This is a genomic window from Brachybacterium sp. AOP43-C2-M15, from assembly GCF_052446295.1.
GTDB lineage: Bacteria > Actinomycetota > Actinomycetes > Actinomycetales > Dermabacteraceae > Brachybacterium.
On the sequence record NZ_JBQSWB010000007.1, the window covers coordinates 1 to 21,527 of the forward strand.

At 71.4% G+C, this 21,527-nt stretch carries 14 protein-coding genes; 11 read left to right on the plus strand and 3 right to left on the minus strand.

Annotation, left to right across the window (positions count from 1 at the left end):
- Positions 1 to 291 precede the first annotated feature (291 nt).
- Positions 292 to 1,254 (minus strand): LacI family DNA-binding transcriptional regulator, encoded by a 963-nt coding sequence (locus tag ACT3SP_RS08945; RefSeq protein WP_444586929.1) that lies wholly within the window; start codon positions 1,252 to 1,254, stop codon positions 292 to 294.
- Positions 1,255 to 1,621: 367 nt separating this feature from the next.
- Here ACT3SP_RS08945 and ACT3SP_RS08950 point away from each other — a divergent pair, with 367 nt between their 5' ends.
- The 7 genes from ACT3SP_RS08950 (at position 1,622) to ACT3SP_RS08980 (ending at position 9,894) form a co-directional block, all read left to right on the plus strand.
- A complete protein-coding gene (locus tag ACT3SP_RS08950; RefSeq protein ID WP_444586930.1) occupies positions 1,622 to 2,620 on the plus strand; it encodes an ABC transporter permease in 999 nt (332 codons plus the stop codon).
- Entirely contained in the window at positions 2,617 to 3,564 is a 948-nt protein-coding gene (locus tag ACT3SP_RS08955; protein ID WP_444586931.1) for a carbohydrate ABC transporter permease, read from the plus strand. Before ACT3SP_RS08950 ends, ACT3SP_RS08955 begins: the two co-directional genes overlap by 4 nt.
- A 97-nt stretch (positions 3,565 to 3,661) precedes the next feature.
- A complete protein-coding gene (locus ACT3SP_RS08960; protein WP_444586932.1) occupies positions 3,662 to 5,290 on the plus strand; it encodes an extracellular solute-binding protein in 1,629 nt (542 codons plus the stop codon).
- A gap of 94 nt (positions 5,291 to 5,384) precedes the next feature.
- The gene (locus tag ACT3SP_RS08965; protein WP_444586933.1) at positions 5,385 to 6,377 is read left to right on the plus strand and encodes a serine hydrolase domain-containing protein; all 993 of its coding nucleotides are present in this window, start codon (positions 5,385 to 5,387) and stop codon (positions 6,375 to 6,377) included.
- Positions 6,378 to 6,475: 98 nt separating this feature from the next.
- Entirely contained in the window at positions 6,476 to 7,831 is a 1,356-nt protein-coding gene (locus tag ACT3SP_RS08970) for a hemolysin family protein (protein ID WP_444586934.1), read from the plus strand.
- Positions 7,832 to 7,987: 156 nt separating this feature from the next.
- Positions 7,988 to 8,653 (plus strand): helix-turn-helix domain-containing protein, encoded by a 666-nt coding sequence (locus ACT3SP_RS08975; protein WP_444586935.1) that lies wholly within the window; start codon positions 7,988 to 7,990, stop codon positions 8,651 to 8,653.
- Positions 8,650 to 9,894 carry a HipA domain-containing protein gene (locus tag ACT3SP_RS08980; RefSeq protein WP_444586936.1) on the plus strand — a complete coding sequence of 415 codons (1,245 nt, stop codon included), beginning with the start codon at positions 8,650 to 8,652 and terminating at the stop codon, positions 9,892 to 9,894. The genes ACT3SP_RS08975 and ACT3SP_RS08980 overlap by 4 nt, the downstream gene beginning before the upstream one ends.
- Before the next feature lie 72 nt (positions 9,895 to 9,966).
- Here the strand turns inward: ACT3SP_RS08980 and ACT3SP_RS08985 are convergent, their stop codons facing one another.
- Positions 9,967 to 13,848 (minus strand): endo-alpha-N-acetylgalactosaminidase family protein, encoded by a 3,882-nt coding sequence (locus ACT3SP_RS08985; RefSeq protein ID WP_444586937.1) that lies wholly within the window; start codon positions 13,846 to 13,848, stop codon positions 9,967 to 9,969.
- 286 nt (positions 13,849 to 14,134) lie between these two features.
- On the opposite strand from ACT3SP_RS08985, the gene ACT3SP_RS08990 reads away from it, so the two are divergent.
- The 3 genes from ACT3SP_RS08990 (at position 14,135) to manA (ending at position 18,308) form a co-directional block, all read left to right on the plus strand.
- Positions 14,135 to 15,886, plus strand: a complete 1,752-nt coding sequence (locus ACT3SP_RS08990) for a pyruvate dehydrogenase (RefSeq protein WP_444586938.1) — start codon at positions 14,135 to 14,137, stop codon at positions 15,884 to 15,886.
- A gap of 89 nt (positions 15,887 to 15,975) precedes the next feature.
- A complete protein-coding gene (locus ACT3SP_RS08995; protein ID WP_444586939.1) occupies positions 15,976 to 17,031 on the plus strand; it encodes a hypothetical protein in 1,056 nt (351 codons plus the stop codon).
- A gap of 2 nt (positions 17,032 to 17,033) precedes the next feature.
- The gene (gene manA, locus ACT3SP_RS09000) at positions 17,034 to 18,308 is read left to right on the plus strand and encodes a mannose-6-phosphate isomerase, class I (protein WP_444587142.1); all 1,275 of its coding nucleotides are present in this window, start codon (positions 17,034 to 17,036) and stop codon (positions 18,306 to 18,308) included.
- A 129-nt stretch (positions 18,309 to 18,437) separates the two neighbouring features.
- On the opposite strand, the gene ACT3SP_RS09005 is transcribed toward manA, so the two are convergent.
- Positions 18,438 to 19,652 carry a TlpA family protein disulfide reductase gene (locus tag ACT3SP_RS09005; protein ID WP_444586940.1) on the minus strand — a complete coding sequence of 405 codons (1,215 nt, stop codon included), beginning with the start codon at positions 19,650 to 19,652 and terminating at the stop codon, positions 18,438 to 18,440.
- A gap of 150 nt (positions 19,653 to 19,802) precedes the next feature.
- On the opposite strand from ACT3SP_RS09005, the gene ACT3SP_RS09010 reads away from it, so the two are divergent.
- Positions 19,803 to 21,365 (plus strand): aldehyde dehydrogenase family protein, encoded by a 1,563-nt coding sequence (locus ACT3SP_RS09010; protein ID WP_444586941.1) that lies wholly within the window; start codon positions 19,803 to 19,805, stop codon positions 21,363 to 21,365.
- Positions 21,366 to 21,527: the final 162 nt, after the last annotated feature.

Below are 21,527 nucleotides of genomic sequence, written 5' to 3' on the forward strand. Positions count from 1 at the left end.
CGCCGCGGCGGCGCTGCTGGCGCTCACCGCGGCGGGAGTGGCCTGGATCAGCGCCCGCGAGCGCCTCGGACTGCTGCAGCCGGTGGCCCGCCCGGCCGGGGAGCCTGCCCCGGAGGCCGTGCCCCACTGATCCGTGCCGGAGTGCCGGAGTGCCGGAGTGCCGGAGCGCTGATGAGCCCGGACCGCCGCGCCGCCCGGCTCGGCACGCCGGTCCTCCGGTGTGCCCGTCCTCCGCTCTGCCCGTGCTCCGGGGCGCCGTCCCCTGATGTCCGGCGCTCTGCGGTCCGGCGCTCAGGTGGGCGCCGGTCCTGTCGACCCACGCCAGATGACGGTGGACAGCGACTCCTCCTCCGGCAGCGGCTCCGAGCGCAGCGCCGCGAGGAGGCGGCTCATGGCGTTGCGCCCGAGCTGGCGGCGGTCGTCCTTCACGGTCGTGAGGGTGGGCCGCATGTGCGCCCCCAGGGACTGGTTGTCCCACCCCGTCACGCTCAGATCCTCCGGAACGCTCCACCCCCGGTCCCGCGCCCCGTTGATCACCCCGGCGGCGATGGTGTCGCTCGCAGCGATCACGGCCGTCGGTCCGCCCTCCTCCGGCAGCGCGGTGACCGCTTCGTAGCCGGACTCGGGCGACCAGGTGCCCCGGTGGATCAGCGCGGGGCCGACGCCCAGCCGTTCGACGGTCTCCAGGAAGACCTGGCGGCGATTGCGGGCGGAGGCGAAGGACAGCGTGCCGGTGACGTGCAGGAAGCGGCGGTGCCCCAGGTCGTGGAGCCCTTCCATGAGCTCGGCGATGCAGGAGCCGTCGGCCATGGCGCCCATGGAGCGCGTGTGCTCGTCGTAGTCGGCGGAGGCCACGATCGCCGCACGCCCCGGGTAGCTGTTCTCCGTCTCGGGCGGCAGAGGAGCCAGTGCGAGGATGCCGTCCACCTGCCCGGAGTCGGCGATCTGTCGCACCTTCTCGAAGCTCGCGTGCGCGTCCCCGTCGACGCTGAACACCTCCAGGGCGTAGCCCTCCGCGGTGGCGATGTCGATGGCGCCGCTCAGCGCCGAGGCCTGGAACCCGCTCACCGCGGGCAGCAGCACGCCGATGCGCTGAGTGCGACGGGTGCGCATCGATCGGGCCGAGAGGTTGGGCTGGTAGCCGAGCTCCTCGACGGCGGCTCGCACCTTCTCCTTGGTCTGCGGTCTCATCCCGGGATCACCGCGCAGATAGCGGGAGACGGTCTGGTGGGAGACGCCCGCGACGGCCGCCACCTGCCAGATGGTGGCTCGTCCGCCCTGAGGTTCTGCAGATCGTGGCAACGTCTCGCCCCCTCGGTCCGTGGTCAGCTCTCCGGTGCGGCCCGCGCAACGGCGGACGCCCTGGTCCTCGACTGATCTTGGCACAGTCCGGCTCCCCGGGCGGGGACCGATCGCTGCGCGGGCCTTGCATAGTGATCGATCACCCTCTAACGTGAGAATTCCAAGTGATCGATCACTTCAGTCGGGCAGGGCACCGTCCGATCGGCGCGAAGTCGCGTCGGCCCCACGCGTGACCGCACCGCCCACGACCGTCCACCCCGCCGCTGACCCGGCGTGCGGTGTGCGCCCTTCCTCGCATCAGACCGAGAGGACCGCCGCCATGGCAGCCGTCGACACTCGACCACTCACGTCGCAGGGCGATCCGCCCGGACGGAGACCAGGGGATCCACCGCTGGAGAAGCGCCGACCGCCCTCGCTGTGGCGCCGGATCCTGCGGGACCGGATGGTCCTGCTGTTCGCCGTGCCGGGCATGCTGATCCTGATCGGCTTCCAGTACTACCCGCTGCTCGGGAACGTCATCGCGTTCCAGGACTTCCAGCCGTACCTGGGGGTCTCGGAGAGCCTCTGGGCGGGGTTCCAGAACTTCTCGGTGCTCGTCAGCAACGACCCGGTGTTCCTCAACGCCCTCAAGAACACCCTGATACTGACCCTGATCCAGGCGGTGCTCGTCTTCCCGCTGCCCATCGTGCTGGCGCTGATCCTCAACAGCCTGATGTCGAACGCGATGCGGCAGATCGTCCAGTCGATCCTGTACATGCCGCACTTCCTGTCCTGGGTGATCGTGGTCGCGGTCTTCCAGCAGATGCTCGGCGGATCCGGGATGGTCAACAACGCCCTGCGCTCGGCCGGGATGGGGACCCTCGACATCATCGGGAACGCCGAGATCTTCAAGGTCCTGCTCACCTCCCAGGTGGTCTGGAAGGACACCGGCTGGGCCACCATCCTCTTCCTCGCGGTGCTGGCAGGGATCGACAAGAGCCTCTACGAGGCCGCGGCGGTCGACGGGGCCTCACGGTTCCGCCAGATGTGGCACGTGACGCTGCCGGGGATGCGTCCGATCATCATCCTGCTCTTCATCCTCCAGCTCGGCAGCTCGCTGACCGTCGGGTTCGAGCAGATCATCCTCCAGCAGCAGGCCGTCGGGACGGAAGCCAGCGAAGTGCTGGACACCTACGTCTACAACGAGGGCATCTCCGGCGGTCAGTGGGGCACCGCCGCCGCCGTCGGACTCGTCAAGAGCGTCATCGGGCTGGTGCTGGTCCTGACCGCGAACAAGATCGCTCACGCCTTCGGTGAGCAGGGGGTGTACAAGGCATGACCGTCGACAGCGAGATCACCACCCATCCGCCGCGCCGTGACGCAAAGCGTGCGACGGCCCGCTCCAAGAGCCTGGGGGACACGGCGGGACCGATCGAGAAGGCCGTCAAGGCGGTCATCCTGACGATCGCCTGCGCGCTGGTCATCGTTCCCTTCGTCGGCATCGTCTCCACCAGCCTCGCGCCCGCGGACCAGGTCACCGACGCCGGCGGGTTCGTGCTGTTCCCGCGGGAGATCGACCTGACCGCGTACCGGTCGATCCTCTCCGGCGGCGTGGTCGCCCGCGCGCTCCTCATCAGCATCGTCGTGACGGCCGTCGGGACGGCGCTCAGCCTGACGCTGACCGCGATGCTCGCGTGGGCCCTGTCCCGCAAGGGCACCGTCGCCAACAAGCAGATGCTCATCCTGGTGCTGATCAGCCTGCTCTTCTCGCCCGGCCTGATCCCCACCTACCTGGTCGTGCGTCAGTTCGGCCTGATCGACAGCCTCTGGTCCCTGATCATCCCCGGGCTCGTGAGCGCCTTCAACGTCATCGTGGTCCGGGCGTTCTTCGTGAACCTCCCGGAGGAGCTCACCGACGCGGCACGGATCGACGGGGCCTCCGAGTGGCAGATCTTCCGTCGGATCGCCCTGCCGCTCTCCAAGGCGGTGCTGGCCGTCATCGGGCTCTTCTACGGCGTCGGCTACTGGAACGCGTTCTTCAACGCGCTCCTCTACCTCAACGACGCCTCGAAGTGGCCGCTGCAGATGGTGCTGCGCACCTACGTGGTCAACGGCTCCGAGATGGGGACCGCAGAGATGGGGCAGGTGGTGGAGGCGGCGCCTCCGCAGACCACGATCCAGATGGCGATCCTGGTCATCTCGATCATCCCGATCCTGCTCGTCTACCCGTTCCTGCAGCGTCACTTCGCCAAGGGCATGCTCACCGGCGCGGTGAAGGGATGAGCGCCAGGGCCGGCCATGTCCGCACCGATGCGATCCGGAGGCGCCTGCACGACGCGCGGCAGGCGGCACAGGGGAGAGACGACCAGGAGGAACGATCATGACAGCACTCTCGCGCCGACACCTGCTGGGAGCCTCGGCCATCGGCGGAGCGGCTCTGATGGCGGGATGCAGCAACGAGGGCCGAGGAGGCGTGCCCGCCGAGTACGCGAACGCGCCGGTGGAGCTGCCCGCCCACATCCCCTACGAAGGGGTCGAGCCAGATCTGCCCGGTGACCCCGAGACAGGGCTCATGGACGCCTACTTCGAGTATCCGGCCGACCCCCGTGCGGCGACCTCGGGGTCGCCGGGCGACGGCGAGAGGATCGGGTCCCTGGTGCGGACCGACTCGCCGGTGCCCCCGGACCGCTCGAGGAACGCCTTCTGGCAGGCCCTGAACGAACGGCTCGGATCCGACCTGACCATCAACATCGTCCCGGGCCCCGACTGGGGCCAGAAGTTCGCCACCACCGTCGCCGGCGACGCGCTGCCGGAGATCTTCCTGGTCGGCGACATGCCCCAGCTGCCGCAGTTCATCGACGCCTCGGCACTGGACCTCACCCCGCACCTGTCCGGCAGCGCGATAGAGGACTATCCCTTCCTGGCCAACATCCCCACCGACACCTGGGGGCCGACGGCGCTGAACGGGAAGATCATGGGAGTCCCCGTCCCCCGCGGGATCATGAGCACGAACATCCTCTACAAGCGCGAGGACCTGCTCGAGGAGAAGGGCATCTCCGAGGACCCGGCCTCCTTCGACGAGTTCCTGGAGCTGTGCGAGGAGCTCACGGCGCCGCAGGAGAACACCTGGGCCCTGGGATCGGCCCCTCTCGATCTGATCCGACAGATGCTGGGGATCCCCAACGGGTGGGTCGAGGAGGGCGGCTCGCTGCTGCGGAACTTCGAGCTGGACGAGCAGATGGAGGCGCTCGAGGCGACACGCCGGCTCGTGGAGGCGCAGGTCCTCACGCCGGACACGTTCTCCGCCGAGGGGCATGATCGGAAGGCCTGGTTCGGATCGGGCCGCAACTACTTCATGGTGGACACGTTCTCGGCCTGGCCGCAGTTCCACCGGGAGCAGACCTCCGGCGAGTCGTTCGCGATCAGGATGGTGCGCACCCCGGGGTTCGACGGAGAACCGGACCTCGCCTGCGCGTGGCTCGGCAACCCGACCTACGGGATCTCGGCGATCAGGAAGGACGCCGCCGATCGGGTCGAGACGCTCCTCCAGGTGCTGAACTACCTCGCCGCGCCGTTCGGGACGGAGGAGTACCTCTTCCGGACCTACGGCGAGCCCGGCATCCACTACGACCTCGACGGCACCGACCCGGTGCTGACGGGCCGGGGCATCAGCGAGACGCCCCTGGGGTTCCGGTATCTCACGGACGCGCCGTGGCCCATCTACGTCCCGGGCATCCCGGAGTCGACCACGAAGTGGTACGAGGGGCAGAAGATCGCGGTCGAGTACGGCAGCAGCGACCCCACCCTGGGGCTCTACTCCGAGACCGCGTCGAAGATCGGCGGGAGCATCAACGGTCGCATCGACGACCTCACCAACGACATCATCCAGGGACGGCGACCCGTCTCGGCATGGACCGACGGGGTCGCGACCTGGAAGTCCGCCGGGGGCGATCGGATCCGGGACGAGCTGGAGAAGGCTCTGGAGGACCGTCAGGACACCCTCGCGTGAGCGGGCCGCGCGACGGCGCGGCCCCGCCCGCCCCGTCCGGCCCCCGACCCCGGGTGGATGTCCGCCGGCGATCGGCGAGAGGTACCGTCGGCGCATGACTGCCGCCGACGCCGCCGTTCCCTCTGCCGCCGTTCCCTCCGCCGCCGCTCCCTCGGAGACGCGCCCCGCCGAGGCGCGCCCCACCGACCCCCTGCTCCTGCTCCCGCTGCGCCAGCGCATCCTCGAGAAGGACCTCGGGGTGCGCGCCCTGCACCTGCACCGCCGGGGGCACGAGGACATCGCGCACCGCGTCGTCGAGGACACCGTCGAGAACGTCTACTCCGTCTCCAAGACAGTCACCGCGCTCGCGATCGGCATCGCCGTGCACGAAGGGCTGCTGGACCCCGAGGACCGGCTGGTCGACCATCTGCCCGCCCCGGACGGCGGGTACGGCGACGGCGTCGACGCGGTGCGGATCCGCCACCTGCTGACCATGACCTCCGGCTCCCCGGTGCTGGGGTTCCTCGACGAGGAGCGCGAGCACCCCGATCTCACCGCCCTGATCCTGGGCACCGCCCTCACCGCCGCGCCGGGGGAGAGGTGGGAGTACTCCAACGGCTCGATCTTCCTGCTCTCCCGCCTCATCGCCGAGCGCAGCGGGCAGACGATGCGGGACTGGCTGATGCCGCGCCTGTTCGAGCCGCTGGGGATCCTCAATCCGCAGTGGCACACGACCCGCGACGGCCACACCTGGGGCGCGACCGGACTGCACCTCAGGAGCGGGCAGCTGGCACGGATCGGTCGTCTCCTGCTCGACGGCGGCGAGCACGAGGGGACGCCGCTGGTCCCCGCCGACTGGATCGCCACCATGCATGCCGAGCGCACCTGGGTCCCCACGGGCGACCCGGAGCCGGAGAGCGCACGCTACGGCTACGGCGTCTGGAACTGCACGCCGGAGGGCGAATGGCGGGCCGACGGCGCCTACGGACAGTTCCTGCTGGTGATGCCCGCACAGCAGGCCGTGCTCACCATCACCTCGCACCTCGAGGGCCGGGGCGGGGTCGAGATCCTCCGGGCGGTGCACGAGGAGCTGCTGCCGCTCCTGTGAGCGCCCGCCCGCACGGCGCCGCCTCGCTCGGAGCCCCGCGGTCGGGGCGGCGGCGCCCCGGTGTCAGGATCGCCGCGCTCGCGCAGTAGCGTTGCCCCATGGATTGGACAGCCCTCCTGAACCTCGCCCTGGTGCTCCTCTTCGTGCTCATCGGCGGCTTGTTCGCGGGCACCGAGATGGCGATCGTCAATCTGCGCGAGTCGCAGATCAAGCAGCTCGAGGAGAGCGGCGCCAGCGGGGAGCGCACCGCGACGATGGTGCGCGACCCGAACCTGTTCCTCTCCGCGGTGCAGATCGGCGTGACCGTCGCGGGCTTCTTCTCCTCGGCCTACGGCGCCTCCACCATCGCGCCCTCCCTGGTGCCGGTGCTCACCGATCTGGGCGTGCCCCAGAGGACCGCGGGCACCGCGGCGCTGATCGGGATGACCCTGGTCATCGCCTACCTCTCGCTCGTGTTCGGCGAGCTCGTGCCCAAGCGCCTGGCGATGCAGAACGCCCTGGCCATGACCAGGATCGTCGGCCCGCCGCTGAACCTCTTCGGTCGGCTCATGCGCCCGGTGATCTGGCTGCTGTCGGTCTCCACGAACATCGTGGTGCGCCTGCTGGGCGGGGACCCGCACGCCAACCGCGAGTCGGTCTCCGCCGAGGAGATCAAGTCGATGGTCCGCAGCTCCGAGGCGCTGGACCAGGCCGAGTCACGGGTGCTCGCCGACGTGTTCGACGCCTCCGAGCGCACCGTCGTCGAGGTCATGCAGCCCCGCCACCAGGTGCACTTCCTGGACGGCCGCCGCACCGTGGACGAGGCCCGGGCGGAGATCCGCGACTCCGGCTACTCCCGCTACCCCGTCACGGGCGAGGACGTCGACGACGTGCTCGGCTTCATCCACGTGCGCGACATGCTGCTGGACGAGGATCCTGCCGCGACCCGGTTGAGCGAGCTGGTGCGGCCCATCGAGCACATCCCCGGCACGGTCCAGGTGCTCGAGGCGCTGAACCGCATGCGCGCCCACGCGCACCAGATCGCGGTGGTGGTCGACGAGTACGGCGGCACCGACGGGATCGTCACCCTCGAGGACCTGCTCGAGGAGCTCGTCGGCGAGATCTACGACGAGTTCGACCGCGACAGCTGGCCGGTGCCCGGCGGGCTGGACCGGATCCTCGCGGCCGACGGCACCTTCGAGGGCGGGCTGATCCTGCAGGAGTTCGAGTCCGCGACGGACATCGCCCTGCCGGACACCGGCGGCTACGAGACGGTGGGCGGATTCCTCATGGCGCAGCTGGGCCGGATCCCGGAGGCAGGGGACGTGGTCGAGGTCGACGGCGGGCGGCTCGAGGTGGTCGAGGTCGACGAGCGGCGGGTGCAGACGGTCCGCTACACCCCGGCGCAGCCTGCCGACGGTGAGGAGACGGCCGACGACCAGGGGCAGGCCGACGGGCAGACCCCGACCGCCTGACGTCGGCGTTACGCAGGACCAGAGGTTCATCCGCGGGTGGACGAGCGTGCACTTCCGCGGGGAGTGGATGATCGTCCACCTCTTGAGCGGAAGGCCTGAGATGCAGAGATGTCTACGCTCGTGGACATCCCGCGTACGTGAACGTACGATCACTCCATGTCTCTCCGGCGCATCGCCACCCCTGCAGATCTCGGTGCTCTCGTGCGCGAGTCGCGGCGTGCTGCGCGCCTGACCCAGGCCGACCTCGCGGCGAAGGTGGGGGTGTCACGCGAGTGGCTGATCGGGCTCGAACGCGGATCGCGGCCCCGCGCCGAGCTCACCAAGGTGCTCGCGGTGCTCGACGCGCTGGACATGCCCCTCACGATCGGTCGCCGGCCGAGCGCGACGGACGAGCGCGCCGAGCCGGAACCGTCGGGAACTGCCGCGAGCATGTCGACGGCCGAGGTCACGCGGCGGGCGATAGCCGCGAGCCTCCCGACGGGCAACCGGCCGTCGCAGCGCGCCCTGATGGTGCCGAAGGTTGACGTCGCTTCCATGCTTCCGAGAACGGACGTCGACTCGATACTGCCGAAGACGGACATCACGTCGATGCTCCCAAAGATAAGTCCAGCCGCACTGCTATCAGCCGTGGATTCGTCGGTGTTGGCCGCGCTCGACCAGGGGGTGATGGCGACTGCCGGCTCGCTCGTCCGCGCGTCCCTGGAGACGTCCACTCCGGATGAGGAGATCGACTTCGAGGGCGACATCGATGAGAGCGCCGGCGTCGAGGACGAGCCGCTGCATGTCGACGGCGAATCCCGGGGCGAGGACGGCCCGACGTGAAGGTCCTCCACATGGTCCTCGACGGGTACCAGGTCGGGCGCCTCGAACAGGACGATCATGGGGCGACCCGCGTCAACGCCTTCCGTGACACCGGACTTCCCCGAATCTCCCTCGCCTTTCCGCCGAGCGAGATTCCGGTGACGCCACGCCTCACGAGGGCGTATCTCGCCGGAATCCTGCCGGATACGCCGGAAGCCCGCGAAGCAATGGCAGGACGTCTCGGAGTGTCACCGGGAAGCCAGTTCGCGATGCTCAAGGAGATGGGGGCGGACTGCCCCGGCGCGATCCAGTTCCTCAGCGATTCCCAGATGGAGGCGGGCGGAATTGACGCCGGAGAGCTCGTTCCGGTCGACGACGTCGAGATCGCTGCGCGTCTGCGTGACCTCCGAGCCGGCGGTGAGGACTGGGGGGCTCGGGGCGAGCACTGGTCGCTCGGCGGAGCGCAGAAGAAGTTCGCTCTCCGCCGTGAAAGAGGACAGTGGCATCGCGCAGAAGGCACACGGGCGACGTCACACATCGTCAAACCCGGCATCGACCGCTTCCAGTCACAGGCCCTCGTGGAGCACATCAGCCTCCGCACACTGGGCGTCCTCGGTCTGAGGGTGGCCGAGACCGAGTTCGTGCGGTTCGACGGCGAGCCGGCCCTCGTCGTGACCCGATTCGATCGGGTTCGAGAGAGTGCGGAAGGGGTGCTGCGTCGCGCTCATCACGAAGATCTGTGCCAGTCGACATCGACCCTGCCGGCGGACAAGTACGACGTGAGCGCCGCCAGCGTCGTCACGACGCTACGCATGCACGGCGCCGCCGAGGAGACCATCCAGGAATTCGTGAAGGCGCTCATCGCGAACTGGGTACTCGCCGCACCGGATGCTCACGCGAAGAACTTCTCGGTGTTCCTCGACCAGGACGGGATCGCCGATCTCGCCCCGCTGTACGACGTGTCCACCGGGCTCGGCTACCCGGATGCGGACCGACTCGCGATGGGATTCGGCGGCGAGAAGATCATTCGCAAGATCACGGGGCGTCACCTGCTGAACTTCGCGTCCCAGGTGGGAGTCGACGGCGAAGGGGTCCTCCTCTCGGCACAGGCCTTCGCGAAGGTGATGCCCTGGGCCTTCGCCACTGCGACTGCGGACGCCGGCGCGGGTGACCTGCACGATCGGCAGTGGCTGATCCGCACCGCGGATCGACTCGATGCGCACTGTGCGCACGTGCTCACGATGCTGGAACGCACCGACTGACCGGTGAGCGCCCCGGACCCACGCCTCTGCGGGGGCGTCGGTCCGGGGCCGGCCTGCAGCCTCGGGAGGGGATCAGCCCACCGGGCCCAGGTCCTCGACGCGCAGGTCGTCGAGGGTGAGGTTCGCCTGGCGGCCGCCGCCGAGCTTCTCGACGCCGATCCAGGTGACGTCCGCGTCCTCGGAGACGGTGAGCTCCAGCACCGCCTGCTCGGTCTCCCGCGCCTGCGGCAGCGCCTGGGTGTCCACGATCTCCGTGGTCACCTCGCCGTCGGCCCCGCCCACCACGTCCTCACCGATGACGAACCGGTAGGTGTCCGCGAAGGCGGTCTGATGGTCGACCGTGAGGCGGTACCGGTGCCCCGGCGTCAGGGGCATCGAGGCCTGCGTGGTGCGCAGGATCAGGCCGTCGTTCTCCTCGTTGGCCATCAGCGACCACTGGCCGCGCAGCACGTTGTCGGTGAGCTTGCCGCCCTCGACGGCCTCGCCGTCCTGGTCCACGCCGTACCAGCCGGCCTGCGAGTAGGGCTCGTGGCGCTCCTGCAGCTGGGTGCGGGCGTCGCCGCCGATGTTGTCCGCCCCGGTGACGAACGGCCAGTAGCCGGTGTCCACGGTCTCGAAGTCCGTGAACAGCACCGTCTCCTCCGTGGGAGCGGGATCGGCCGACGGGGTGAACGGCACCACGCGCACGTCGTCCACCCGCACCGGGGCCTCGCCCGCGCCGGCGGAGATGCTCAGCGCGACCGGTGCGCCGGTGCTCTCGAAGGTCACCCGCACCCGCTGGAAGTGGCGGCCGTGCTTGGTGTCCGACGCGGTGGCGTTGACCGCGGTGGAGGCGTCGATCGTGGTCGCAACCCCGCGGCCGGCCGCCGCCTGGTGCTCGACGGGGGTGACCCCGCCGCCGCTCGCGGAGACCGTCACCTCGCGGGTCTGGCCGGGCTCGATCTCGACCCAGGCCCAGGCGGACCAGGTGCCCGCCGGCAGGTGCCGCGAGGGCCGTGCCGGATCGTGCAGGTGCTGCGAGATCGAGGCGTCCGCCCCGCCCTCGAGCACTGCCTGGCGGTTGCGGAACTCGTCGGTCTCGACCGACGCCTCGCCCGTGACCCGCCACTGGTCCAGCGTGCCGGAGAAGAAGCCGGGATCGGCCACGGCGGTGCCGAGGCCCCACTGCGGGTCCACCGGCTCGGGCAGCTCGCCGACGGGGTGGAGCACATAGGCGCTGCCCGCCTCGGTCTCGAGGGTGACCTGACCGTCCTCGACCGGCACGCGCACCTCGTCCACCCGGCCGTCGTCGCTCAGGCGGTGCATGATCAGCTCCGACTGGTCGGACCAGCGATCGGTGAGGGTCCAGGTGGAGGTCCCGCCCTCGGGGTTCCAGTGGTAGAGCCGCTCGCCGCCGCCCACGGCCTCGGCCCCGTTCGTGCCCGCGCCGTCGCCGTCGGCCCCCTCCTCGTCCGCACCCCAGGGCAGCAGGTAGGCGCCGTCCTCGTAGACCGTCGCGCCGTCGGCGGTGATGGTGCGGTCGGTGGGGATCTCGGTGCCGGAGACGGCGGTGACGTCGGAGGTCACCTCGGTGCCGTCGGCCAGCAGGATCCGGCCCGGCTCCTCGTCGGTCGCAGCCGTCCAGGAGACGATCTCCGCGCGCTGGAGGAACTTGGTTGGCAGGTTCCGCTCCCACACGGTCTCGAAGAACTCGCCCGCGTCCTGGTGGCCGGTCCAGCCCTCGAACTCCTGCACGTTCGCGTTGGACAGCAGCGGATCCGGGTTCCACACGTCCTTGCGGGAGTTGTCCAGGAAGCGGATCACCTGGGAGTTCAGCCCCTTGTTGGTGGAGCCGCCGTAGTTCTCGTCCGTGGCCCAGTGCGACCAGGTGGAGCTGCGGGGCATCTTGTTCGCCCATTCGGTGGAGACGTCCCAGCCCTGGTCCTCGAGCTCCTGGGACAGGCGCTGACCCTCCCAGCCGCTGGGGTAGTACACGTCCATGTACAGGAAGGTCAGGTTCTCGGGGCTCTCGTCGCGGAAGTCCTGGAAGCGCTCCAGGATCGCCTCGGAGCCGAGGTCCTTCGGTCCGTCGATCATGTACGACTGGTTCATCCAGCCCCAGCCGGGCTCGATCGGGGCGCGCAGCAGGTCCTCGGAGAAGGCCCGCGCCTCCGAGTAGGACTCGGTGGCGTTGACGTGCACGCCGAAGGTCGCGTTCCACCGCTCACCCTCGGTGACCAGGGTGTCGAAGTCCTTCTTGCCGCCGGCGCGCTCGTTGTAGCGCCCGGCGTAGTCCGGGTGGGCGGAGTCGTGGCCCTCGGCCTGGTAGCCCTTGAGCATCACCGACTGTCCCAGCCCGTCGGTGGCCAGCGCGATCCGCTTGGTGTCGTCCAGGGTGCGCAGGAAGGGGTGCGTGGCCTGGGAGACGATGTTGAAGGGGATGCGCTTGACCACGTCGGTGCTCACGCGCTCGGTGCCGTTGATCGGATCGGCCACGTCCCGCGCCGCCATCGCGGCGTCCTGCCAGTCCAGCGTGCCGTCGCCGTTGGCGTCCGCCGCCAGGCGCACCTTCGCGAAAGGATCCTCGTCCGGGCCCAGCCCCTGGTCCGCGGTGGAGCCGCGCACCACGAAGGTGCCGGGGGAGACGGTGCCGTAGACGGCGCCGTCGCCCTGGGCGAGGGTCGCGATGTAGCGGGAGTTGTCGTTCTGCACGCGCGCGGCGGTCTCCCCGCCGGCGGTGTTGTCCTCGACCGCGTTGGTCTCGAACCCGGCGGCGAGCTCGGCCCCGGTCAGCAGCGCCACGTGCGCCGGATCGGACACGGCCGTGCCCGGCTGCTGGGAGGCGAGGTCGTAGAACTGGTCGCCGCTGACGGCGCGGTCCACGCTGAGATCTGCGGCGACCACCTGCGCTCCAGCCTCGGAGCCGTTGGCGGAGGCGAGGTCCAGGCGGGGCACCGCGATGCGGTGCACGTCCCCGTCGGGGTCGACGATGTTCGTCAGGCGCCAGGTGAACACGCCGTCCTCGACGGAGAGCACCGCATCCAGCGCGACCCCCGGCAGTGCCGGGACGGTGATCCGGTAGGTGGCCGAGTCGCCGTCGTCGGAGAGCTGCGGCGCGGAGACCTCGACGTCCTGGACCACGTCGTCGATCGTCACCGTGGTGTGGGCGGGGCCGTAGCGGCCGGCGAGGCTCGCCGAGCCCAGCGTGTAGTCCACGACCTGCGGGAAGTCCGGGTGCAGGCGCACGCGAAGGTCCCCGTCGGTGATCTCGACGGTGCCCTCGGGCGGGTCCACCACGATCGGGTCGGGGTCCGCGGGCTCGCCCACCACATCGACGTTCAGCTCGGCGAGCGAGGCGACCTCCTCCGGCGGGGAGGTCTCGGGGTCCGAGGCCCGACCGCCCCACGAGCTCAGCCACACCACCTTCAGGCAGCTCGCCTCCACGGGCGAGTCCAGGGTGATGGTGCGCTCCGTGGTGGCCTCGGCGAGGGCGCCGTCGAAGCCGCCGTCTGCGACCTTGCGGTACGCGTCGTCCGTGCAGTCGGGGTCGGAGGAGGCATGGATCTCGTAGTCGCCGATGCGGCCGGAGCCGCTGGAGTCCTGACGCGGCTGCAGACGCACCCGGGCCACCTCGACCGGCTCCTCCGCGACCTGCACCGAGAGATGGTGCGGCAGCGGGTCCTTCCCCTCGCTCCAGGCGGTGTGCCAGATCGTGGCCGCATTGCCGTCCAGCACGTTCGCGGGGACCTGTTCGCCCTCCACGGAGTCCGCCTCGACGATGCTCATCTCGTTCTGCGGCAGCGGGACGTAGCTCGTGGGCTCCGCCCCGGCGGGCGCGATGACCCCGAGTGGGGCGAGCAGCGCGCCGGCGCCGACGGCGGCCAGCAGGCGGCGGGTGCGATGCAGGAGCGGACGGCGCCCGCGGCCGGGCCGACGGGGGATCCCCGACCGGCTCCGTCGGGAAGAACGATTCACATCCGGGGTGGGGGAGGGTGTGGGCTGACGGGGAGGCATCGGTGCCTTTCGGCGGTGTGGGCGACGGATCGACCCCGCGACTCCGGCACGTCGTCGAGCGGAGCGGGCGATCGGAGGTGACCCACACCATAGCAAATCGATTTTCGGGGACCGGACCGTGGGAGCGAGCCACCCGGTCGGTCATCGCACGGGCGCGCGGCGCGACAGGGCGGCTCCGAGTAGGGTCGGGGGCACGTACCCCGCGCCGGGGTCGCCGATCCGGGCGCCCGTTCCTCGGGAGGGAAACATGGCCCGCACCAGCTTCGCCCATCTCCTCGTCACCCAGCTCCGCGACCTCGGCGTCGAGCGCATCTACGGAGTGGTCGGGGACTCCCTGAACCCCGTCGTGGACGCCGTGCGCACCACCGAGGGCATCGAGTGGGTGCACGTGCGCAACGAGGAGGCGGGCGCCTTCGCCGCCGGCGCCGAGGCACGGCTGACCGGAACCCTCGCGGTGTGCGCCGGCTCCTGCGGCCCCGGGAACACCCACATGATCCAGGGCCTGTACGACGCCCACCGCGACGGCGCCCCGGTGCTCGCGATCGCCTCCCACATCCCCTCGGACAAGATCGGCACCGGCTTCTTCCAGGAGACGCATCCGGAGAACCTGTTCCAGGAGTGCTCCCACTTCTGCGAGATGGTCACCTCCGGCTCGCATGGCGCGACCCTGCTGCACATCGCCGTGCAGACCGCGATCGCGAAGAGCGGCGTCTCCGTGCTCGTGCTGCCCGGTGACGTGGCCGACGAGGAGGTCGACGGTCCGCTGACCCGCGACCTCGCGACCGACCTGGGCCGGGTCCAGCCCGCCCCGGCCGTCATCGGCCGGCTCGCCGAGCTGATCGACGAGGCGGAGACCGTCACCCTCTTCACCGGCGCCGGGGTGCGCGACGCCCGCGAGGAGGTGCTCGAGCTCGCCGAGCGGATCAAGGCCCCGATCGGCCACGCCTTCGGCGGCAAGGAGTTCATGCAGTACGACAATCCCTTCGACGTGGGGATGAGCGGTCTGCTCGGCTACGGGGCCTGCTACGACGCGATGCACGAGGCGGATCTGGTGATCCTGCTGGGCACCGACTTCCCCTACAGCGAGTTCCTGCCCGACGTCGAGGGGAAGAACCCGCCGCGGATCGTGCAGATCGACGCCGAGGCCTCCCGCCTGGGCCGGCGGGTGCCCCTGGACCTCGCCCTGCACGGCGACGTGGCCCTCACCCTGCAGGCGGTGCTGCCGCTGCTGACCGCGGCCAAGGGCCACCGCTTCTTGCACCGCCAGCTGAAGGCTCACCACAAGGCGCTGACCGGGGTGGTCGCCGCGTACACCAAGAAGGTGGAGCGGATGACCCCCATCCACCCCGAGTTCGTGGCGGCCACGCTCGACGACCTCGCCGACGACGACGCCGTGTTCACCGTGGACACCGGCATGTGCAACGTGTGGGGCGCCCGCTACATCACCCCCAACGGGCGCCGCCGCCTGTTCGGCTCCTGGCATCACGGCACCATGGCCAACGCCCTGCCGCAGGCCATCGGCGCCTCGAAGGCCTTCCCCGACCGTCAGGTCATCTCGATGAGCGGCGACGGCGGTCTGGGCATGCTGATGGGCGAGCTGCTCACGGTGAAGCTGCACGATCTGAACACCAAGATCCTCGTGTTCAACAACTCCAGCCTGGGCATGGTCAAGCTCGAGATGCTGGTGGAGGGCCTCCCGGACCACGGCACCGACCACGAGGCCGTGGACTACGCGGCGATCGCCCAGGGGGTGGGCATCGGCGCCGTGCGCATCACCGACCCCAGGAAGCTCGAGAAGCAGCTGGCCGGCGCGCTCGCCACTCCCGGCCCGATGCTGATCGACGTGGTCACCGACCCCGATGCCCTGTCGATGCCGCCGAAGATCTCCGCCCAGCAGATCCGCGGCTTCGCCCAGGCGTCGACCAAGATCGTGCTCGGCGGCGGCGTGGGCAGGATGCTCGACATGGCCGCCTCGAACCTGCGCAACATGCCGCGCTGAGGCGCGGCCCGCGGAACGCCCGTGACCGGGGCTTCCGTGTGGAATGCTGGTCATCCGGGAGCGAACCACGTCGAAGGAGGGTGCCGCCCATGGCCCTGATCCATCCGCGCAGCCTCGAGCGCTGGCAGGAGTGGCGCAGCTCCCGGCGCCGCGTCCCCGGCATCCACCGCGCGCTGCCCGCCCGTGCCCGGAGAGGGTCCGGGGCCGAGGCCCCGACGGGGTTCGTGCTGCACACCCGGGAGGGGGAGGGCTCGGCCCGCCCCCTGCTCGGCATCGACACGGCCGACGGTGCCGTCCACGGGGGCCTGCCGGCGGTGCTGCCCTACATCCACGGCAGCGTCGTCCTGGTCACCCCCGCCGGGGTGCGGATCGACGCGCTCGAGGGCCCCGAGTGGAGCCACCGTCGCCTCGAGACGCCCACGGAGGGCCTCGACGATCTCGGCATCACCTCCGTGCTCACCCTCGGGTGGCACCTCGAGGTGGGTCGCGAGCTGCATGCCTGGGCGCAGGAGTCCGAGATCCCCGGCGCCGTGGTCCAGCACGAGCTGCTCACGCCGTTCGCCCCGCCGCTGCCCCCGCAGATCACGCTGCTGGCCTGGACCGGGGCGGACGGCGACTTCCACCGCGCCGGCCGGGACGACGTCGAGGTGCGGGTGGTCGGCTCCCAGCGGCTGTGGCAGGCCGCGCACGAATCCGCCGGCTCCCGTCCGGAGCTCGAGGAGCGCCCGGTGTTCCTCGGCCAGCTCTCCGCGATCGAGCTCCCGCGCCGGGTGACGCTCTCGGCCGCGCACTCGTTCTGCCGCGAGGCCGAGGCGCTCTACCGTCCGGGCGCGGGGGAGACGGATCGCACCTCCCGTGCCGCGCATGCGCTGCTGCGCCGGCGGGGGATCGAGATCCTGGACCCCGCGACGCCTCTCGCGGAGCTGGGCAGGCCCGTCGTCTCCGTCCTCTCCGCGGATGTCCTCGAGGCCGCGCTGCGAGGCCTGCCGGCCTGGGTGCACGCGCCCCGTGCCCCGTCCTGGGTGGGCGAGCAGTGGGAGCGCTACGGGATGCGGCCCGTCGGCGGCGACCCCACGCCGGCCCCCGCGGTGTCGGCCGACGAGCCGGCGCGCCTGATCGCGCAGATCCTCGAGGGCAGCGCGTGAGCATGGTCGACCTCGTCGGCCACCGCCAGCGGTACGGGTGGGGGTCGCGGTCGGAGATCCCCGCGTTCCTGGGGCAGGAGGCCGACGGCGACCCGTGGGCCGAGATCTGGTTCGGGGCCCACCCGCTGGGCCCGGCGAGGGCGCCCGACGGATCCACGCTCGAGGAGATCGTCGCCGCGGACCCCGCGGGGACGCTGGGCACGGACGTGGCGCGCGCCTTCGGCGGTCGCCTGCCGTACCTGCTGAAGGTGATCGCGGCGGAGCGGCCGCTGTCCCTGCAGGTCCACCCCACCCGCGAGCACGCCGCCGAGTCCTTCGCCGCGGAGAGCGCCGCGGGCATCCCGCTGGACTCCCCGCTGCGCACCTACCGCGACGCGAACCACAAGCCCGAGATGCTCATCGCGCTGACCAGCTTCACCGCGCTGTGCGGCTTCCGCACCCCGCGCCGGGCCGCCGCGATCCTCGAGGGCCTGGGCACCGACCTCACCGACCGCCTGCACCGCCTGCTGGTGGACAGCCCCACCGCGCACGGCATGCGCGCCGCCTTCCGCACCCTGGTCTCCTCGTCGATGCGGCCCTCGGCCGCCGCGGTGGACGAGGTGGTCGCCGCCTGCCGGGCCCGGGCCGAGGCCGGCGCCTCGCCCTCCCCGCGCATCGACCGCTTCGTGGTGCTGCTGGCCGAGCACCATCGAGGGGATCCCGGCGTCGTGGCCGCGCTGCTGCTGAACCCCGTCACCCTCCAGCCCGGTGAGGCGATGTACGTCCCCGCGGGAGCGCTGCACGCCTACATCCACGGGACCGGGATCGAGGTCATGGCCGCCAGCGACAACGTGCTGCGGGCCGGGCTCACCCCGAAGAAGATCGACGCCGACGAGGTGCTGCAGTGCGTCAGCGTCACCGCGGCGCCCCCGCTGCGGGTCGCGCCGGAGCGGCAGAACCCCACCTCCCTGGCCTACTACGCCCCGGTGGACGACTTCGAGCTCGCCGTCACCGAGCTCCCCGCCCCCGAGCTCTCCGCCCCCGTGGGAGCGGAGCCCACCGGCGCCGAGCGCGCCGGGGTACGGGTCGGGGAGACCGCGCCCGGGGGAGCGGAGCATCCGCGCCCCGTCCCGGGCTCGGGGCCGCGCATCGTGCTCGGCCTCGACGGGGAGATCACGCTGGTCACCGCCCACGGCACCCATGGGCTGCGGGCCGGGCAGGCGGTGTTCGTGCCAGCAGGGGCAGGGGCGCTGCGCGCCCACGGCGTCGGACGGTTCGCGCAGGCCAGCGTCCCCTGAGCCAGCGCATCGGAGCATGGCGCCCGCGTCACTGCCCCCCCGCGTCACCGCACCCATGTCTCGGCGCCCGTGTCACTGCACCCGGGCCGGGGCACGGGGGTCAGGGCGCCGGTGCCGCGGCACTACGGGTCAGGGCGCGGCGATCTCGCCCTCGCGCTGCGCGATCGCGAGCTGCTCCTGGATCTCCTCCACGAACTCGATGACGGCGCTGCCGCCGTCCACGGGCCCGCCGGCGAGCTTGCCGTCCGCGCCCATCAGCACCGCCCCGGGCGCGGTCCGCCCGCCGAGCGCGGTGCGGGCACAGAACTGCAGGTCGTGCAGGGCGCGATCGCCGACCCTGCGGACGGTCCGCTCGCGCAGGTCCTCCAGTCGTCGGGAGAAGACGAAGCGGACGTCCATGAACGGCGAGAGCTCCTCGATCCAGGCCTCGGCGTGGTCCAGCACGCGTTCGCAGGGGCCGCACCCCTCGGTGACGAAGACCAGCAGCACCGCCCGCTGCGCCGCGAGCGCGCGCAGGGTCACCAGCCGGGTGTCCGCCTGCTGCAGCACCGCGGCGGGGATCGGGGCGCGCTCGTAGTCCAACAGCTCGTCCTCGTCGACCTCGCCGTCGGTCGCTCCGTCGGCCTTCCCAGGGGCCTCCCCGTCGGCCATTCCGTCGGACGAGCCGCCGGGACCGCGGACGCGGGACGTCTCCGCGGGCGCGCCATCGCCCGGAGCCGGACCGCCCGGAGCCGGACCGCGCGGACCCGCATCGCCCGTCGCCGCGCCGCGTGCGCCCGCACTGCCCGCACCCCACGCGTCCTCCTCAGGGGCTCCTGCGGCCGCAGGGGTGGTGGTGCCGATCGCGAGCGCCGCGAGCACGATCGCGGTCACCAGACCGGCGCCGGTGCTGATCAGCGAGAGCGGAGCCAGCACGAGCGCATGATCCAGCAGCCCGGAGCCGGCGGAGACCACGGTGAGCAGGCTCAGCGCCACCAGCAGAGCGTTCCTGCCCAGGGTGGTGCGCGAGACCGTGGGCGAGGCGAGGGTCCCGAAGCACGAGCACTCCACCACCTCGTCCCAGCTCAGCGCCCGCGCGATGATCATCAGATAGGTGATCATCAGCAGCGCGATCACCACCGCCGTCAGCACCTGCAGGGGGACGAAGGGCACCCAGAGCACCAGCGCCAGCACGATCTCCACCACCGGCAGCACGGTCGCGACGGAGCGATGGAAGGAGCGCAGCGGGAGGCGCAGCGAGGTCATCGCGTCCTCCGTGCCCCGCCGCGCCCCGAGCTTCGCGAGCCCGGAGATCAGCAGCGTCAGCGACAGCAGGATCGGGGCGGCGATCATCATCCCGGTCATCGGTGTCCTCCCTCGTCCTCCCTCGTCGACCCTCGGCGCTCCGTGCCGCGGGTCGTCGTCACCTCCCATTGTCAGGGATGTCGGCGGGCTGCGGGGCCATCGTGCGGACGGCGCTCAGCGTGCCTGTTCCGGGCGTCCTACGCTGGGATCATGCCGACCGACGCGCACGCCGCGACCTCTCAGCCCGACGAGACCCCCGCCGAGACCCCCGACGAACCGTCTGCCGAGACGCCCGCCGAGACCGCTGCCGAGTCCCCTGATGAGACCGGCACCGCGACCCGCACCGGCACCGCGACCGGCGCAGCGGGCCCGGCCGACGACGACGCCCTGCGCCACCGGATCCTGGAGGACGTCGGCGCGCTGCGCGACTCCTTCGAGGCCGGCACCACACGCAGTCTCGACAGCCGGCTCGCGCAGCTGAAGGCCCTGCAGAAGGGGCTGCGCGCCGAGCGCGGACGCCTCACCAGGTCCCTCGCCCAGGACCTCGGCAAGTCCCGCCTGGAGAGCGCGATCACCGAGATCGGCGTGGTGGTCGAGGAGATCTCGCACGTGATGAAGAAGCTCAAGGGCTGGCTGCGCCCCGAGCGGTTCCCGATGGGGGCGATGCTCGCTCCCGCCTCGGGCGAGCTGCGCCGTGAACCGCTGGGCACGGTGCTGATCATCGCGCCGTGGAACTACCCGGTGAACCTCACCCTCTCCCCGCTGGTCGCGGCGATCGCCGCCGGGAACACGGTGCTGCTCAAGCCCAGCGAGGTGGCCCCGGCGAGCTCCTCGGCGATCGCCTACCTGGTGGCCCGCCACCTCGATCCCGACTGGGTGCGGGTGGTCGAGGGCGCCGTCGAGGAGACCACGATCCTGCTCGAGCAGCGCTTCGACCTGATCTTCTACACCGGCAACGGCACCGTCGGCCGGATCGTGGCCCGTGCCGCGGCCGAGCACCTCACCCCCACCGTGCTCGAGCTGGGCGGGAAGTCGCCGGTGTTCGTGGACGAGGGCGTGGACCTCGCCGTCGCCGCCCGCCGCATCGTGTGGGGCAAGTTCACCAACGCGGGGCAGACGTGCATCGCCCCGGACTACCTCATGGCCGCCCCGGACACGATCGAGCAGCTGGTTCCGCACCTGCGGCGGGCCGTGCGGGAGATGTACGGCCGACGGCCCGAGCGCGCGCACGACTACGGGCGGATGGTGGACCAGCGACACTTCGAGCGCGTGCGCTCCCTGATCGACGACGGCCTCGCCGTCACCGGCGGCACCGCCACGGCGGACCGGCGCAACCGCTACCTGCCGCCCACGATCATGGTCGGCGTGGGCTGGGACGATCCGGTGATGGCCGAGGAGATCTTCGGACCGGTGCTGCCGGTCCTGGCCGTCTCCGGGGTGGACGAGGCGATCGCCCGCATCCGCGAGCGGGACAAGCCGCTGACCGCGTACGTGTTCACCTCCCGGGGGAAGGTCGAGGAGCGCTTCGCGACCGAGACCTCCTCGGGCTCGCTCGCGATCGGCATGACCCTCGCCCACATCGGCACCCCGCACCTGCCCTTCGGCGGAGTGGGGGAGTCCGGGATGGGCGCCTACCACGGCCGGGCCGGGATCGAGGCGTTCAGCCACGCCAAGCCCGTCGCCCGCAAGCCGCTCACCCCGGACACCCTCAAGCTGGTCTACCCGCCCTACAAGGGGGCGCGGAAGGCGCTGCTGCGCCGACTCTTCCGCTGAGCGGACCGGAGGGCGGTGCACCCCTCCCGCGGAGTGCGGGCGCTGCTCGCGCCGACGCGGGCGTCCCGGCCGTCGCGCGGAGGCGCGCGACCTGTCGGCCGAAGGGATGAGCGCACTGCACCCTTCGGCCACACCTGGTCCGCCGCAGGTCGACGATCGGCC

What these genes read in the sequence shown, in the direction of transcription:
- ACT3SP_RS08990 (WP_444586938.1), top strand. Translation starts at nt 14,135, where the DNA reads ATGGCCCGCACCAGCTTCGCCCATCTCCTCGTCACCCAGCTCCGCGAC.
- manA (WP_444587142.1), top strand. Translation starts at nt 17,034, where the DNA reads ATGGTCGACCTCGTCGGCCACCGCCAGCGGTACGGGTGGGGGTCGCGG.
- ACT3SP_RS08975 (WP_444586935.1), top strand. Translation starts at nt 7,988, where the DNA reads ATGTCTCTCCGGCGCATCGCCACCCCTGCAGATCTCGGTGCTCTCGTG.
- ACT3SP_RS08965 (WP_444586933.1), top strand. Translation starts at nt 5,385, where the DNA reads ATGACTGCCGCCGACGCCGCCGTTCCCTCTGCCGCCGTTCCCTCCGCC.
- ACT3SP_RS09005 (WP_444586940.1), bottom strand. Translation starts at nt 19,652, where the DNA reads ATGACCGGGATGATGATCGCCGCCCCGATCCTGCTGTCGCTGACGCTG.
- ACT3SP_RS08995 (WP_444586939.1), top strand. Translation starts at nt 15,976, where the DNA reads ATGGCCCTGATCCATCCGCGCAGCCTCGAGCGCTGGCAGGAGTGGCGC.
- ACT3SP_RS08960 (WP_444586932.1), top strand. Translation starts at nt 3,662, where the DNA reads ATGACAGCACTCTCGCGCCGACACCTGCTGGGAGCCTCGGCCATCGGC.
- ACT3SP_RS08955 (WP_444586931.1), top strand. Translation starts at nt 2,617, where the DNA reads ATGACCGTCGACAGCGAGATCACCACCCATCCGCCGCGCCGTGACGCA.
- ACT3SP_RS09010 (WP_444586941.1), top strand. Translation starts at nt 19,803, where the DNA reads ATGCCGACCGACGCGCACGCCGCGACCTCTCAGCCCGACGAGACCCCC.
- ACT3SP_RS08950 (WP_444586930.1), top strand. Translation starts at nt 1,622, where the DNA reads ATGGCAGCCGTCGACACTCGACCACTCACGTCGCAGGGCGATCCGCCC.
- ACT3SP_RS08970 (WP_444586934.1), top strand. Translation starts at nt 6,476, where the DNA reads ATGGATTGGACAGCCCTCCTGAACCTCGCCCTGGTGCTCCTCTTCGTG.